This is a genomic window from Providencia stuartii (genome assembly GCF_029277985.1).
Classification (GTDB): Bacteria; Pseudomonadota; Gammaproteobacteria; order Enterobacterales; family Enterobacteriaceae; genus Providencia; species Providencia zhejiangensis.
In genome coordinates, this window is sequence record NZ_CP119546.1 from 1448461 (window position 1) to 1464776 (window position 16316).

The following is a 16316-nucleotide window of genomic DNA, read 5'->3' on the forward strand; positions in this document are numbered from 1 at the left end:
ATATTATTAATCAATGACATGATAGGAAAAACTATGCCAAATAAAATTAAAGTGATGACATTTAATACTTATTTATTGCATGTTCCTCTTTTTAGTATTGGTGCATCAACAAGAAATACAAGAATTAATGCGATGATTAGAGATAATATTTTTTCTGATGTTGACATTGTTATTTTTCAAGAGGTTTTTAGCCAAGATTCTGAAAAGAAATTATTTTCAGGAATGAGAGAGTTGGGGTTTATTTATCACACACCGGTTGCGGCTCAATATAATGAATCTATCCTAGCTTATTGTGACTCGAATAATTGTTGGAATAATAAAAAAGGAACATGGGATATTATTCAGCAAGTTAACTCAGGTATCGCTATTGCTTCTCGTTATCCCATTATTTATCGTGAATATCATCTTTTTGATGATTCGGGCTGTGGTGCTGACCGTTTTAGTGCTAAAGGAGGAGTGAGGGCCGTTATTGACTTTAAGGGCAGTAAGGTCAATGTTATTGGTACACATATGCAGTCGGATGATCATTATTGTATAATGACAACCCCTTCAGATCATCGTAAAACTCAGCTTAATCAGTTAATCAACTGGGCTAATAGCATCGCTTCAGAAGAGAATTTAGCCGTCGTCTTAGGGGGTGACCTTAATATCAATTATACGCAAAGGGAATATATACAAGCTTTGGATATTATTGGCTGGGGAGAACCTGAATATGTTTCATCGACTCCTTCGTGGGATGTCACAAGCAATGATATCATTAAAGCTGCGCATCCAGATGAAAAAGAGAGTTGGCATTTAGATTATATTTTTGCAAAAAATGTTGCTTCGATCAAAGAACAAACCAGACAGGTGAAAATGAAAACAGCTTATTATTATAATAATAATGCTTATTATGATTATTCAGACCATTATCCAGTCGTGGCTGAAATTGAATTATGATAATATTCAACATTCAGCCAGTTATTAATTTATATTTACTTATTCAGCTTTTAAATTTTTTAAGATCGCTTCTGATTGGGTCCATAATAGAGAACCCCCTTCATTTTTAAACAGGAAATGTTGGCAATGAGGAAAGCGAGTGGCAAGGATATGGCCAAAATCGGGTGAGTGCACAGAACTTTCATCTTTTTGGCCATACCATAATGATACAGGGCATTGGATCTGTTCAGGTTGGAAAGGCCATGCTTGTAGCGTAATCAGCAAATCTTGAACATAGCCTAAATTACCTTGTACAAAAGCACGGTTCATACATTCGGTGTAAGCTTCTAAAAAGGTGGCTTCATGATAAAGCTGTTGGTCGATTTCAGCACTACAATTGAGAATAAATGCCAATAGCCATGGTGCGCTGACATTTTTTTTCAACCAGTCAGCGAGCGCTTCAGGGCTATTTATGGCTTGCTCTTGCATATTAATCACATCAGAGCGTAGTCGTTCTCTCGTTGCTGGATGTTCAAATTGGTCTTGGCCTGAGACGATGGATAATGCATTCGGAGTGCCATAAAAAGCCAGTGCCATGGCAAATACAGCGCCTTGAGAAAAACCAATCACTGAGTAATGTTTGATTTGCTGAGAATGCAACAACACAGCGACATCTGCGGCAAAACGAGAAAGTGATTTTTGTGGATCTTGGGAAGACTCCCCTAAACCCGCTCGCTCAGGCACAATCAATCGCAGCCCAAAACGGTTGAGGAATTCAATGCCAAAACCGAGTGTCCCACTCATACCTGCACCAGTACAAAAAATAACTGGAAAACCGGTTTTCGGCCCAGACTCATACCAACTCAAATGACGGCCATCAGGCAGTTGGAGTGAATTATGGCGTGTCGTGGTGAGCTGACGAGTATACATTGCTAATTCCTAACTTATGCTAAATCGAGGGTGTACTACCATAAATGTGATGAGTGACACAAAGGATATAGGAGATTTTATTGAAATAATAATAGCCATAAAAGAATAGTAAAATAATAATGAGGTATATTGCAAAGCTATTCATTAAAAAAAAGATAAGCTACTCATTTAATTAGGAACGAATATGGGGTTTTCAGAAGCGGACAAACAGTGTTTACTAGCGGTAAAAGGGGTAGGGCCGACGGTGATGAGTCGATTAGAACAAATGGGATTCTCGACGTTATCTCAGCTAAGTGAAGCATCCTATGAGGAAATTTTGCGGTTAGGCGCTGAACTCACAGGGTCTAGCTGTTGGAAAAACAGCCCACAGGCTAAGAAAGCAGTGGAAGGAGCCATTAACGCCGCTAAGATGGCCACTAAATAGCGAGTGGTTTTAAGGCTCCTGATTGATGAATAAGCGAATGTGATCCCAGCCGTATTCGCGAACGATAAAATGTGTTGATAACAAATAGAGACTTTAGTTATCTTGGCTTGAGCTGTTACCGGCGTATCTTGAGTAAGCGCGGATAGCGGTGTCATCATATATACATTTTCTTTTTAACCGAGTTGAAAATGCCTAGCGAGAAGAGGGGCTGTAAAATCTTTCTTAAGATAAAAGCCTCTCGGTAATGTCATGATAGTTTGCCCAAACTCACCAATTCCTTCTGTTAATGCTTTACTGTTAGCGGCTTTAGGGCGTATTTGTAGCACTTGTCCATGCCGTGCAGTGATGGTTTCAACCTTCCCAAGAACAATCAGATCCATCAATTCTTCCCAATCTTGACGTAGCAATTGCTCTTCCAGTGGTGAGGGACTCCATAGTAAAGGCGTCGCCACACGACGCTGTGCAAGAGGAATTTGGCGTTCTCCTTCAATAGGAAACCACAGTACCCGAGACAGTTTTCGACAAACATGGCTGTTTTCCCAAGTCAACCCACTATTGCCCGTTAAAGGCGCAACGGAAACAAATGTTGTTTCCAGTGGCACACCATGACGATCGATAGGAATCGTTTTTAATTCGACGCCAATTTCAGCAAAATCTTGTTCAGGCTTACTTCCTGCGCTAGCCCCTAGAAAATACTCTAGCAACATGCCGACCCAGCCTTTGTCGCGCTTTAAATCAGGGGGGATTGGTAATCCTGCATATTCAGCCAATTGGCCCAGCGTATAACCAGCAAGGGCTTGCGCTCTCGCCATTAAAACAGACTCATTTTCAGGTGGTGGTGGCGGTAAAAATGGCATAATGCGATTAAATAATAATCAAAAAAAGTTCACAGGGTAGAGAAAGTATATCACTTTTTACACCAGATAATTAATGCATTGATATATAAGATAATAATAGAAGACTTAACCACATTATCTTTAACGAAAAATAGGTTATTCACGTTCATCCCATAATAATCACAGGATCATTCACTAGGTTATCCACAGATTTATTGGATAACTGTGAAAAACTTTAATTACTGTGTGCATTTACAGGCTTGACTTACCTGTTTTTTTGAACTTAATCACACAACTTGCCTAAGTTAAGCGCATTACTTGTGGATAAATCATACATTGATTGATCTTTGTTCATTTGAACTCCTAATGAATAAAGTCGAAAACATAAACAGGAGATAACAGGATGGAATGTAAGTATCTTATTGTTTTAAAATGAGTTAGTAATGCGTGAGGATTTTCTTAAAGAAGTGACCTGTCGGATATACCCTGATTACTATCGGGTTGTTCACATGGATATCCACAGAAAAAGTGAATAACATCCTTATTATTCACCTATGGTGTTCATAACTTTTATGATTTCTGTGCATTATCCTCAGAAGGTTGAAACCATGCCGATTTAAAATCAAACCAACCGAACGTATTCATCCTTGCTCCACGCATGGTTTTTTGTCCTTGAAGCTCTAACCAATGATGGAAGATTGGATGAAAAATCTGTGAATCAACTAAGCTTTCACACCATGCTTCGACATTAAGTGATTGTTGTCGCCAATTTGACAGCTCCTCTTTGAGGGGGGAGCCTAAACATTCACGAAATAATGGCATTTCATATAAAGTGGCAAAAATTGAAAATTCGAGAGGTTTAAAGAAGTTGGCTGTCGCAAGCCAAATATCACTTTCTGCTGTGCCATTGAACCATTCAGGGTAATTAACAATGTTTATTTTTAATTCGATACCTTGCGTTTTCAATACACGCTTCATTATTTGGCTGATAGCATAAAACTCGTGGTGTTGATGATAGAAAGTGACCGTCAATTCGGTTAAATCAGCTGGCTTAGGTAATAGCGTTAACATGCGACTATGATGCCAATGCAGTAATAGCCCATAAGCGGGAGCCCAGTGCCGCTGATAAAATGATTCACAATGCGCGAGCAGATTGATTGGTGTTAAAAAACTGCATAGCCATTGACGTATATCACAACGCTGCGCTAGGGCAGAGCGTTGATCCATCAATAAAAAGTAGCATCCTTCTTCCATACGACTTTCTAACGAATCATTTGGTTTGCTGTCACTGTCCATCTTTAATGTGGTACACACCATTTGCTCAGATAATTCAGGCACGACCCAAATAGTGACCTCATCAAGTAGTGCACGGTAGCCAAAATAGCGGTCAAATGCAGTGATTGTCAGTTTTTGCGGTAAGTTTTTTTCAACCAAAAAAGGGCCTGTACCAATAGGTATTTGCTCAAAATTGTCAAAAGACTCCCACTCTTTGGGGAGAATGGCAGCATGAGGACTCCCTAATAGTAAAGGTAGCTGCTTGTCGACTTCACTTAATTGAATATCAATGACATTGGGAAGAGGGGAGGTGACAGATTTAATATGTGAAAATAATGGCCAGCACTGCTGTAAACGCATCAATGAACTAATAATATCATCGACTAGCATCTCTCTACCGTGGTGAAAGTAAATACTGGGTCTTAAGTAAAAACGCCATTCAGTGTCATTTATCATTTGCCAATAATGAGCGATACCATTTTCGACTTCCCCTTTTTCCTCATTTATATGCGTTAATCCATTAAATATCTGACTCATTAAGTGAATTTCAGAACGCCTCATGGGGGTTCCTGGTAGCAAATTAGGGAAATCACGGTAGTAGATGATGCGTAAAAGATTCTTACCTTGCCGATAACTGCGTTCTAATTCAGAGAGAACCATTTGGCGGATTGTTTCTTTATCTCCCACTAAAGCAACAAGTTTTTCAATGCTTTCTTCTTTTAGCAAACGCTCCGCTTGGGCTTGCTGTAACTCTAATCCATTAACATGAAAGAGTAAGGTTGAACGTTTCCCTCTGCCTGCTTCGGCTTGCCAACTGAGCCACCCATGAGATTGCATACTATTTAATAAAGTGCGGACGTGGCGTCGAGAGCAAAACAGTGTATCGGCAATATGTTGCAATGTGGTTTCACTATCTTGACCCTGAAAGTGTTGCCAAAGACGGACGAATTGTGTTTGTAAGCGAGAACTGGACATAAAAGAGGAACTCCGGCAATGATTACATCAATTTTTATTTCCTAATATCCATTTGATAATAGACACCAGTAAGTAGCTCGTTAGGCCTGTTAACTGGCAGGCTGACTCCCAGAATTATTGAGTAATGGTAATTTACCAGCCGATAGCAGCATTATCGGCTTTTTTTGTTGCCTTTATTTTGAATACTGTTATTGGATTTAGTCTACATAATAATGAGGATGATTTTAGAGTAAATCATGATGTAGGGGTAGGCTTATTCACTATTTATAAGATAAAACGCCCACAGAAGGTGGGCGTTTAGAAAGTGGTTGTTAATGCTTAGCGCATAAATGAAGGAATTTTCTGCTCATATTGCTTAATTTGATCAGCATGCTGCAAGGTCAAACCAATGCTATCAAGGCCATTCATCATGCAGTGACGACGGAAACTATCAATCTCAAAATGATAAGTTTTATCGCCTGCTTGAACCGTTTGCTGCTCTAAGTCAACTGTGAATTGGCAACCTTCATTGTTTTGCACATAGTTAAACATTTCGTCAACTTCTGCATCGCTCAGTTTTATTGGTAACAATTGGTTATTGAAAGAGTTACCGTAAAAAATATCAGCAAAACTAGGTGCAATAACCACCTGGATACCAAAGTCAGTTAAGGCCCATGGCGCGTGCTCTCTAGAGGAGCCACAGCCAAAGTTTTCGCGGGCGAGTAGAATACTCGCACCTTTAAACACTGGCTTGTTTAATACAAAATCTGGGTTTGGTTGCTGTCCGGCGTCATCAAGAAAACGCCAATCATTAAACAGGTGTTGTCCAAATCCTGTACGGGTGACTTTTTGCAAAAATTGTTTTGGAATAATCGCATCTGTATCCACATTCGCCGCATCTAAAGGGGCCACAATGCCTGTATGGGTAATAAATTTTTCCATGATAAATGCTCCTTTAGGCGTGAATATCGCGGACATCCGCAAAATGACCATTAATCGCCGCTGCCGCAGCCATTGCAGGGCTAACTAAGTGAGTACGTCCTGCTCGACCTTGGCGACCTTCAAAATTTCGGTTACTGGTTGATGCACATCGTTCACCAGGGTTCAAACGGTCATTATTCATTGCAAGGCACATGGAGCAACCAGGTAAACGCCATTCAAAACCCGCTTCGATAAAGATTTTATCTAACCCTTCTTGCTCCGCTTGAGCTTTAACTGGGCCTGAACCGGGAACAACGATCGCTTGAACACCAGAAGCCACTTTTTTACCTTTAGCAATAGCTGCCGCAGCACGTAAATCTTCGATACGTGAATTAGTACAAGAACCAATAAACACTTTATCAATTTTTACGTCAGACAGCTTGATACCAGACTTTAACCCCATATAAGCTAAAGCTTTCTCAGCAGATGCCCGTTCCACAGGATCACTGAAAGATTCTGGGGAAGGTATTGGTTCATTAATGGCAATAACTTGACCCGGATTCGTTCCCCAAGTGACTTGTGGCGCGATTTCACTGGCTTGCAATGTGACGATTTTATCGAATTGCGCATCTTCATCGGTTTTTAAGGTTTTCCAGTACGCAACAGCCTCATCCCACTCTTTTCCTTTAGGGGCAAATTGACGACCTTCCATATAGCTAAACGTTGTTTCATCTGGAGCGATAATACCTGCCTTCGCCCCCAACTCAATGGCCATATTACAAACGGTCATACGACCTTCCATACTGAGGTTTTCAATTGCTTCACCACAAAACTCGACAATATAGCCTGTACCGCCAGCACTGCCTGTTTTACCAATTATGGCTAAGACGATGTCTTTTGCTGTAATGCCGACCGGTGCTTTACCGATAACTTCAATTTTCATGGTTTTGGCGCGAGCTTGCTTCAAGGTTTGGGTCGCCATGACATGCTCAACTTCAGAAGTACCGATACCGAAAGCCAATGCACCAAATGCACCATGAGTTGCAGTATGCGAGTCCCCACACACGATGGTCATACCCGGTAAAGTAATGCCTTGTTCTGGCCCCATCACGTGAACAATACCTTGATAAGGATGGTTAAGGTCATATAAGGTCACACCGAACTCTTTGCAGTTTTTCATCAACTCTTGCATTTGGATACGTGCCATATCACCACAAGCGTTAATATCTTTTGTTTGTGTTGATACGTTATGATCCATGGTTGCAAAGGTTTTGCTTGGTTGATGCAATGGACGATTTTTGGTTCTCAAGCCATCAAAGGCTTGAGGTGATGTCACTTCATGAACCAAATGACGATCAATGTAGATCAGGGGTATCTCATTATCGACTTCACGTACAACGTGCGCATCATATAATTTCTGATATAAAGTTTTGGCCATGTTACACCCCTTCGGTGATATAACGGGCGATAATGTCACCCATTTCACTAGTACTGACGGACTTGCCACCACCGGCTAAATCTGCGGTACGATGGCCTTCTTCTAACGCTTTATTCACAGCTCTTTCTATGGCATCAGCGGCGTCATTCTGATTTAAACTGAATCTTAACAGCATGGCTGCCGATAAAATTTGAGCGATTGGGTTCGCGATATTTTTACCTGCGATATCTGGCGCGGAACCTCCTGCTGGCTCATAGAGTCCAAAGCCATCTTCATTTAGGCTTGCCGATGGTAACATCCCCATTGAACCAGTGATCATGGCACACTCATCAGAAATAATGTCACCAAACAAGTTTGAACACAAAACAACATCAAATTGAGATGGTGCTTTAATCATTTGCATTGTTGCATTATCGATATACATATGGCTAACAGCGACATCGGGGTATTCTTTAGCGATTTGATTAACAACTTCTCGCCATAAAACAGAACTTTGTAATACGTTAGCTTTATCAATTGAGGTCACTTTATGATGACGTTTCCGTGCTGACTCAAAAGCAATGCGTGCGATACGTTCTATTTCATAACGGTGATAAACTTCGGTATCGAAAGCGTATTCATCTTGCCCTTCACCTTTACGGCCTTTTGGCTGACCAAAATAGATACCGCCTGTTAATTCACGTACACAGAGAATATCAAAACCTTGGGCTGCGATATCGGCACGCAGAGGACAAAATGCCTCTAACGCTTGATACAAGCGGGCAGGGCGCAAGTTACTGAATAATTTAAAGTGTTTGCGTAATGGCAGCAGTGCTCCTCGTTCGGGTTGGCTATCTGGCGGCAAGTTTTCCCATTTAGGGCCACCAACGGAACCAAACAAAACGGCGTCTGCATTTTCACAACCTACGACAGTTTCTTCAGGTAGCGGTTTGCCGTGGCGGTCAATTGCGATACCGCCAACGTCATACTCTTTGGTTGTGATAGATAATGCAAAACGCTGGCGGATTGCATCCAACACTTTATTGGCTTGAGCCATGACTTCTGGTCCAATACCATCTCCAGGTAATACGGCAATATGATAGCTCTTAGACATTGTTATACAGCTTCCTTTGTATTTGATTGTGATTCTTTTTGAGATATTTTTTGTTTTTCTTTTTCAACTTGTTCAGAGCGCCAAATGCTGTTTAACACATGCACCATCGCTTTGGCGGACGATTCGACAATATCGGTTGCTAAGCCCATGCCGTGAAAACGACGATTAAAGCATTCGACAACGATATCGACTTGACCCAATGCATTTTCCCCTTGTCCTTTTGCAGACAACTTATAAGAGACTAAGTTAATTGGATAATTGGTAATTTTATTGATGGCTTGATAAATCGCATCAACAGGGCCATTTCCTGTTGCGGCTTCCGATTTTTCACTTTCCCCACAGCGCATTTTCACGGTGGCAGTAGCAACAACACTTGAGCCTGATTGGGTACTGAAATAATCCATGACAAAGTGATCCGTTTCATCTTGTTGGTTAGCAAAGAATGCCAACGCTTCTAAATCATAATCGAACACTTGTCCTTTCTTATCGGCTAAGTTCAGGAAAGCGGTGTACAATTCATCTAAATTAAAATCTTTCCCTTCATGGTAGCCCATCTCTTCCATTCTATGCTTAACGGCTGCACGGCCTGAACGAGATGTTAAGTTTAATTGGATTGCTTTCAAGCCAATTGATTCAGGCGTCATGATTTCATAGGTTTCACGATTTTTCAGCACGCCATCTTGGTGAATTCCCGATGAATGCGCAAATGCATTACTACCGACCACGGCTTTATTAGCAGGGATTGGGGTATTGCATAATTGGCTGACCAATTGGCTGGTACGGTAGATTTCTTTGTGATTGATATTGGTATGTACATTCATCATTTGCTCGCGCAATTTGATGGCCATGATGACTTCTTCTAAGGCGGTGTTACCTGCACGTTCACCTAATCCATTAATTGTTCCCTCGACTTGACGAGCACCAGCTTGTATAGCCGTAATCGAGTTGGCAACAGACATACCTAAATCGTCATGGCAGTGCACAGAAATGACCGCTTTATCAATATTTGGGACGCGTTCATATAAAGAGGTGATAATGCCACCGAATTGATAAGGCGTTGTGTAACCAACGGTATCTGGAATATTGATGGTGGTGGCGCCAGCTTTGATGGCTGATTCAACGATACGGCATAAATTATCAATATCGGTACGTCCGGCATCCTCACATGAAAATTCAACATCATCGGTGTAGCGTCTCGCGCGTTTAATCGAATCGATAGCCATATCCATGACACCATCAAATGTTTTATTTAATTTCTTTTGAACATGCAAATTCGAGGTCGCTAAAAAGATGTGAATTCGAAATGCCTCAGCCACTTTCAGTGATTCTGCCGCAACATCAATATCATTTTGAACACAACGCGCTAACGCGCAAATGCGACTATTTTTAATTTCACGCGCGATGGTTTGTACCGATTCGAAATCACCTGGGGAGGAAACAGGAAAACCAGCTTCAATAATATCAACACCGAGGCGTTCTAATGCGAATGCGATTTGCAATTTTTCTTTTACAGATAAACTTGCCTGTAATGCCTGCTCACCATCACGTAAGGTGGTGTCGAAGATAATGACTTGATCGCTCATGTTGTGTTCCTCTTATACAGATTTTATCGTTATGCTTTGCGATGCCGGCAGGCATAAAAAAACCCGCGGCTGGCGCGGGTTTTTTATGTTTCTGGACTGTGAGTTTTTATCTTCCGTCCATAAGCATACCGCGCACATTGGATGCGAGTAGTAGTAGGCTTAGTAGGCGAATAGAAGTTGTCATTTTCACAGTCTCTAAATAGGTTTTTAACTAATCTGTATTTATTGATACGTGATCTTTTCTTTGCTGTCAACTTTAGATTTTTCCGGCAATTTTGGAGAATTATGCATCATTAGCCAGAGTTAGTGATTGTGACTAATTTCACTATATTTAGTGATGTTTTTCTCTATATTTTATCGATAAGTTAGGGGTAAAATTCTTTTCATGAAATAACTAGATGGAAATATAGCATAAACTGATGGTTTGGGTTAAATTTTGTACAGTTTGTCATAGGGGAAACTATAACGTTAGATATAAAAATAAGCTCTAATTATAGTTTTTATTAAACAAATTATTTAATAAATGAATAATTTAAATTTAATCTGATAATAAGACCATTTTATGGTTGTTGATGATATTTATTATGATTTATTTTTAAATTTGTTTTATTATTTTTAAGTTAATAATAACGATTTTAAATGCGTAATTTAAAATCATTATGTCGATGAATACCTTCGTTTTGTTATAACATCTTTAGTGTGTTGTTACATTGATAGATAATATAATATAAGCGTCGTTTTAATAAATGCAGGGAACGCGAAATAGCTTATCATTGATAAGTTGTTCGAAGAATAATATTTAATGAATTTATAAAATCCTTATTTATTTAGGAGAAGATTATTTTCATTAATAAAAATGATAGATATCTTTATTGGAGTAAATAATGACTGATTTTGATGCGGTTTCACCAGCTAAAAAAGAGAATTGTGATATTAATTTGCGAAATGTTGATCTTAACTTATTGACGGTTTTTGATGTGGTCATGCAGATGCAAAATGTCACACGGGCAGCGCAGGTATTAGGTATGTCTCAACCTGCCGTGAGTAACGCTGTATCTCGTTTAAAATCAATGTTTAATGATGAGCTTTTTGTTCGGTATGGTCGTGGAATACAACCGACCTCCCGCGCTAAACAGCTCTTTGGGCCTGTTAGACAAGCACTACAACTAGTGCATAATGAGTTACCGGGGGCAGGTTTTGACCCGAAACTGAGTGATCGAGTATTCAATTTATCTATTTGTTCTCCATTAGATATTCGTTTAGCCGCAGTTATCGTCGAAAAATTTAAAGATATATCGCCTAATATTAATATCCATATTCATTGTTTCTTAGATAATAACATTGAACATAAATTAAAATATCAAGAAACTGATTTTTCGGTGAGTTATAATCAATTCGAAAAAAGCGAGTATCAACAACAAGTTTTATTTAATGATGAATTGGTTCTCGTTGTCGCGAAAAATCACCCTCGTATTGTGAATAATGTGACGCAATGTCTGTTGAATAGTGAAAAACATGCGGTAATGTCAATGGATAATATAGGTTCTTTCAGCCAACTTTATTATAGTAATACGGATTTATCCCACACGATTAGTTACCAAGGAACCGATTTGAACAGTGTTTTAAATATCGTTTCTCAAACTGAATTGGTGGCTATTGTTCCGAAGTGGCTGGTTGAAAACTCAAGTTACAAGCATCAATTACAGATGGTTGCATTGCCATGGCAAGAGAATACTCGTCCTTGCTATTTGACTTGGCATGAATCGACGGCTCGAGATAAAGGACATCAATGGATGAAATCACAATTTTGTCAGCTGATCACTGATTTGTTGACCTAAGGCTTTTGAATCACTCGCTTAAATTGTGATTATCGCTTTATTTACCGCTAACTCATCATGGTGAAATTCTGTGATGAGTTATGCTACCTATATAACATTTGCAGAATATTTACATTCTACCCCTTTTCACAATCCTCTTTCGTCTATACACTCAAGTTGTTCAGCTAACAGATGTAAGCTGAAATAATTAACTGGCGAAGCACGTCGTGTGTTTACCGAGTGTCTTCCGTTAACACATGTATTATAGGAAACATACTTTGATTACTGAAAATCTATATCCATACCATTTGGTCAATCGCTTACACAGTCGGTTTAGTGCCGCTGATTCAGCGAATCGGATAGCTTTCAGTCAATGGCATAATGGACAGCAAAGTGAGCTCACATGGCAACAAGTTGAAACGCATTCGACTGCGATTGCTCACCGTCTGTTAGCCCTTAATGTTGAGGTACAAGAAAATATTGGATTATTCGCGCATAACAGTATGAATTGGTCTTTGGTTGATCTTGCTGTGCTACAACTAAAAGCCGTTACTGTCCCTTTATATGCGACAAGTAGCCTAGAACAGGCTGCTTATATTATTAATGATGCAAATATTCGAATTCTATTTGTTGGTGAGCAAGAACAGTATCATGTTGCTTGTCAATTGAAGGCTTTTTGTCCTCAAATTACCACGATTGTCGTGCTTAATAACGATGTCGAGTTGGTAGAGTGTGGGGTAGATTCAGTGCATTTGGCTCATTTTATGGCCCAAGCTGAACCTAAATACCAAGAGGAATTAAACCAACGTATTGCCGCCCATCATCTTAGTGATCTGTTCACAATTATCTATACTTCTGGCACAACAGGCGAACCCAAAGGGGTGATGTTAGATTATTACAACATGGCCGCCCAACTTTACCTTCATGACCAGCGTTTAAAACTGACCGATGAGGATGTTTCTTTAAGCTTTCTTCCTCTATCGCATGTGTTTGAGCGCGCTTGGAGCTTCTATGTGATGCACACAGGTGCACGTAATGTTTATTTAACGGATACCAATGCGGTTAGGGCAGCGCTTGCTGATGTTAAACCGACAGTGATGTGTGCAGTCCCTCGTTTTTACGAGAAAGTGTATAGTGCAGTACAGGGTAAAGTTGCCAAAGCCCCTCTTATGCGCCGCTTATTATTTAAATGGGCGATCGCACAGGGCAATAAAAGAACTCAATCACTGGCTAGAGGTGAGCAACTTTCCGCATTCAATCAATCTCTATTTAATTTAGCCGACAAGCTCGTGTTAACTAAGCTGCGTCAGTTATTAGGCGGACGTATTCGATTCATGCCAGCGGCGGGGGCTCGTTTGGATGATGACGTCATTGCCTTTTTCCTTGCTGTAGGAATCAATATTAAATACGGTTATGGGATGACCGAAACCTGTGCCACAGTCTCTTGTTGGGAAGAAGGGCATTATCCATTAGGTTCTATTGGTACACCACTTTCTTCTGTAGAAGTGCGTATCGGCGATAACAATGAAATTCAGGTCAAAGGACCTGTCGTAATGAAAGGGTATTACAATCGCCCTCAAGATACTGATGAAGCATTCACGGTTGATGGCTGGTTAAAAACGGGGGATGCAGGTGAAATTGATGCTAAAGGTAACCTGTATATTACTGACCGTTTGAAAGACCTGATGAAAACATCAAATGGTAAATATATAGCACCACAAATGATTGAAGGTGTATTAGGGCAAGACCAGTTTATTGAACATATTGCTGTTATTGCGGATGCGCGTAAATTCGTTTCTGCGCTTATTGTCCCTTGTTATGATTCATTAGAAGAGTACGCCCGTTCTATTAATTTAAAATATCGTGATCGCCTAGAGCTATTAAGAGACTCCAACATTGTGGCTTTATTTGAAAGTCGCTTGAAAGAGTTACAGAAGAATATTGAAACTTTTCATCAAGTTAAACGTTTCACCTTACTCCCAGCGAATTTTTCTATGGAAAAAGGTGAGCTAACGCCTACGCTAAAACTACGTCGAAAAATTATTTCTGAACGCTATCATTCAGAAATAGAATCAATGTATCGCGAATAGTTAAATTATCACCATCTCATATAGCCGGATAGAATATTGATGATATCCGGCTTCTCTTTGTACTCTTTTTCATCTGTTTATAGTGAAAATTTCCACTTTTTTTTATTTTCTTGGTTAATTTAACTAATTATCGTAAAAGATAAAGACGATGTTGAATGTTGTCATTTTTGCTTAAGAAATGGTGTTTGCGTCGTCTCCAGCACAACGATATGTTAATAGTTGTCATCACTATGACAGGAATGACAATACACAATAAGAGGACAGTCATACCTCTGTTAACGGATAAAAATAGTCTGGGGGCAAACTCATGGAGATGTTGTCGGGAGCAGAAATGGTCGTCAAGTCTTTGATTGACCAAGGTGTAAAGCACGTATTTGGTTATCCAGGTGGTGCTGTTTTAGATATCTATGATGCACTGCATACAGTCGGAGGCATTGATCATATATTAGTTCGCCATGAACAAGCGGCAGTTCATATGGCTGATGGTTACGCACGCTCAACTGGCGATGTTGGAGTGGTGTTGGTAACGTCAGGACCCGGAGCGACAAATGCGATTACTGGTATTGCGACGGCATACATGGATTCAATCCCCTTGGTTGTTCTATCAGGACAAGTTGCAAGCTCCCTTATTGGCAATGATGCTTTTCAAGAATGTGACATGGTGGGGATATCCAGACCTATTGTAAAACATAGTTTTTTGGTTAAAAAAGCAGAAGATATTCCTGAAACCATCAAGAAAGCATTCTATATTGCGTCAAGTGGCCGGCCAGGCCCTGTGGTGATTGATTTACCCAAAGATACCGTTAGTCCAGCGCATAAATACCCTTATCGTTATCCGGAATCCGTATCTCTACGCTCTTATAATCCGACTCTCCAAGGACATAAAGGGCAAATTAAAAAAGCGTTATCCAAACTGATTGCGGCGGAGAAGCCGGTTTTCTATGTTGGTGGTGGTGCTATTAATGCAAGTTGCTCGCCGGAAATTATTGCATTAGCAGAAAAATTACAGCTTCCTGTTGTATCAACACTGATGGGGCTTGGTGCATTTCCAGAAACGCATCATCTTTCTGTAGGGATGCTTGGTATGCATGGAACCTATGAAGCGAATAAGGTTATGCATAATTCTGACGTGATCTTTGCTGTGGGCGTTCGTTTTGATGATAGAACGACCAACAATTTGGAAAAATATTGCCCAAATGCCACGGTTATTCAAATTGATGTAGATCCCACCTCGATCTCTAAAACGGTGAATACGGATATCCCGATTGTTGGGGATGCGAAACTGACGCTTCAGCAAATATTAAATCAATTAGAGCAAGTCTCAGCGACACAAAATAGCCAAGCATTAGCGGCATGGTGGAAAGAAATTGAAACTTGGCGTGAGAAAAAATGCCTCAATTACGAAAAAAATAGCCAGAAAGTGAAGCCTCAACAGGCGATTGAAGCGATTTATCGTTTAACTCATGGTGAGGCTTATGTGACTTCTGACGTTGGGCAGCATCAAATGTTTGCGGCACTTTATTACCCATTTGATAAGCCGCGTCGTTGGATTAATTCAGGCGGATTAGGCACGATGGGATTTGGTTTACCTGCGGCTTTAGGGGTTAAGCTCGCACATCCACAGTCAACGGTTGTTTGCGTGACAGGCGATGGCAGTATTCAAATGAATATTCAAGAGCTATCTACGGCGCTACAGTATGGCTTGCCTGTTATCGTACTGAATTTAAACAATGGCTTTTTGGGAATGGTAAAACAGTGGCAAGATATGATTTATCAAGGTCGCCACTCTCAATCTTATATGGAATCGCTCCCTGACTTCGTTAAACTGGCTGAAGCGTATGGTCATGTTGGCATCGCGATCCATTCTCCTGATGAGTTAGAAGAAAAATTGCAACAAGCCTTGGTTGAAGTGAACCAAAATCAACGCCTAGTGTTTGTTGATATCAATGTTGATGAAACTGAACATGTTTACCCAATGCAGATCCGCGGTGGTGCAATGGATGAAATGTGGCTGAGCAAAACAGAGAGGACCTGAGC

The 16316-nt window shown here is 40.3% G+C and carries 12 protein-coding genes; 5 read left to right on the top strand and 7 right to left on the bottom strand.

All coding sequences use genetic code 11. The annotated features are described in order from the left end of the window. The first annotated feature begins 33 nt into the window (after positions 1–33). A complete protein-coding gene (locus P2E05_RS06205; protein WP_154635630.1) occupies positions 34–939 on the top strand; it encodes a sphingomyelin phosphodiesterase in 906 nt (301 codons plus the stop codon). 39 nt (positions 940–978) lie between these two features. On the opposite strand, the gene P2E05_RS06210 is transcribed toward P2E05_RS06205, so the two are convergent. Beyond that, positions 979–1848 (bottom strand): alpha/beta fold hydrolase, encoded by an 870-nt coding sequence (locus P2E05_RS06210; RefSeq protein ID WP_272578140.1) that lies wholly within the window; start codon positions 1846–1848, stop codon positions 979–981. Between the two features lie 184 nt (positions 1849–2032). Here P2E05_RS06210 and P2E05_RS06215 point away from each other — a divergent pair, with 184 nt between their 5' ends. Further along, positions 2033–2272 (top strand): helix-hairpin-helix domain-containing protein, encoded by a 240-nt coding sequence (locus P2E05_RS06215; RefSeq protein ID WP_154622659.1) that lies wholly within the window; start codon positions 2033–2035, stop codon positions 2270–2272. Positions 2273–2445: 173 nt separating this feature from the next. Here P2E05_RS06215 and mutH read toward each other — a convergent pair whose 3' ends face one another. The 6 genes from mutH to leuA all read right to left on the bottom strand — a co-directional run bounded on the left by mutH (position 2446) and on the right by leuA (position 10372). Next, positions 2446–3129 (bottom strand): DNA mismatch repair endonuclease MutH, encoded by a 684-nt coding sequence (gene mutH / locus P2E05_RS06220; RefSeq protein WP_154622660.1) that lies wholly within the window; start codon positions 3127–3129, stop codon positions 2446–2448. A 549-nt stretch (positions 3130–3678) separates the two neighbouring features. Next, positions 3679–5358: an HTH-type transcriptional regulator SgrR gene (gene sgrR, locus P2E05_RS06225; RefSeq protein ID WP_154622661.1), complete on the bottom strand. Its 1680-nt coding sequence runs from the start codon at positions 5356–5358 to the stop codon at positions 3679–3681. A 318-nt stretch (positions 5359–5676) separates the two neighbouring features. Then, positions 5677–6279, bottom strand: coding sequence for a 3-isopropylmalate dehydratase small subunit (leuD, locus tag P2E05_RS06230; protein ID WP_154622662.1), 603 nt, complete (start codon positions 6277–6279; stop codon positions 5677–5679). Positions 6280–6292: 13 nt separating this feature from the next. Continuing rightward, positions 6293–7696, bottom strand: a complete 1404-nt coding sequence (gene leuC / locus P2E05_RS06235) for a 3-isopropylmalate dehydratase large subunit (RefSeq protein WP_163860886.1) — start codon at positions 7694–7696, stop codon at positions 6293–6295. Position 7697: 1 nt separating this feature from the next. Continuing rightward, a complete protein-coding gene (gene leuB, locus P2E05_RS06240; protein WP_154622664.1) occupies positions 7698–8789 on the bottom strand; it encodes a 3-isopropylmalate dehydrogenase in 1092 nt (363 codons plus the stop codon). Positions 8790–8791: 2 nt separating this feature from the next. Continuing rightward, on the bottom strand, positions 8792–10372 hold the full coding sequence (gene leuA, locus P2E05_RS06245) for a 2-isopropylmalate synthase (protein WP_163860888.1): 1581 nt from the start codon (positions 10370–10372) through the stop codon (positions 8792–8794). A gap of 884 nt (positions 10373–11256) precedes the next feature. On the opposite strand from leuA, the gene leuO reads away from it, so the two are divergent. The 3 genes from leuO to ilvI all read left to right on the top strand — a co-directional run bounded on the left by leuO (position 11257) and on the right by ilvI (position 16314). Then, the gene (leuO, locus tag P2E05_RS06250; protein ID WP_272657584.1) at positions 11257–12210 is read left to right on the top strand and encodes a transcriptional regulator LeuO; all 954 of its coding nucleotides are present in this window, start codon (positions 11257–11259) and stop codon (positions 12208–12210) included. Positions 12211–12446: 236 nt separating this feature from the next. After that, positions 12447–14279, top strand: a complete 1833-nt coding sequence (locus tag P2E05_RS06255) for an AMP-dependent synthetase/ligase (RefSeq protein WP_272657583.1) — start codon at positions 12447–12449, stop codon at positions 14277–14279. A gap of 307 nt (positions 14280–14586) precedes the next feature. Next, positions 14587–16314: an acetolactate synthase 3 large subunit gene (gene ilvI, locus P2E05_RS06260; protein WP_154623205.1), complete on the top strand. Its 1728-nt coding sequence runs from the start codon at positions 14587–14589 to the stop codon at positions 16312–16314. Positions 16315–16316 lie beyond the last annotated feature (2 nt).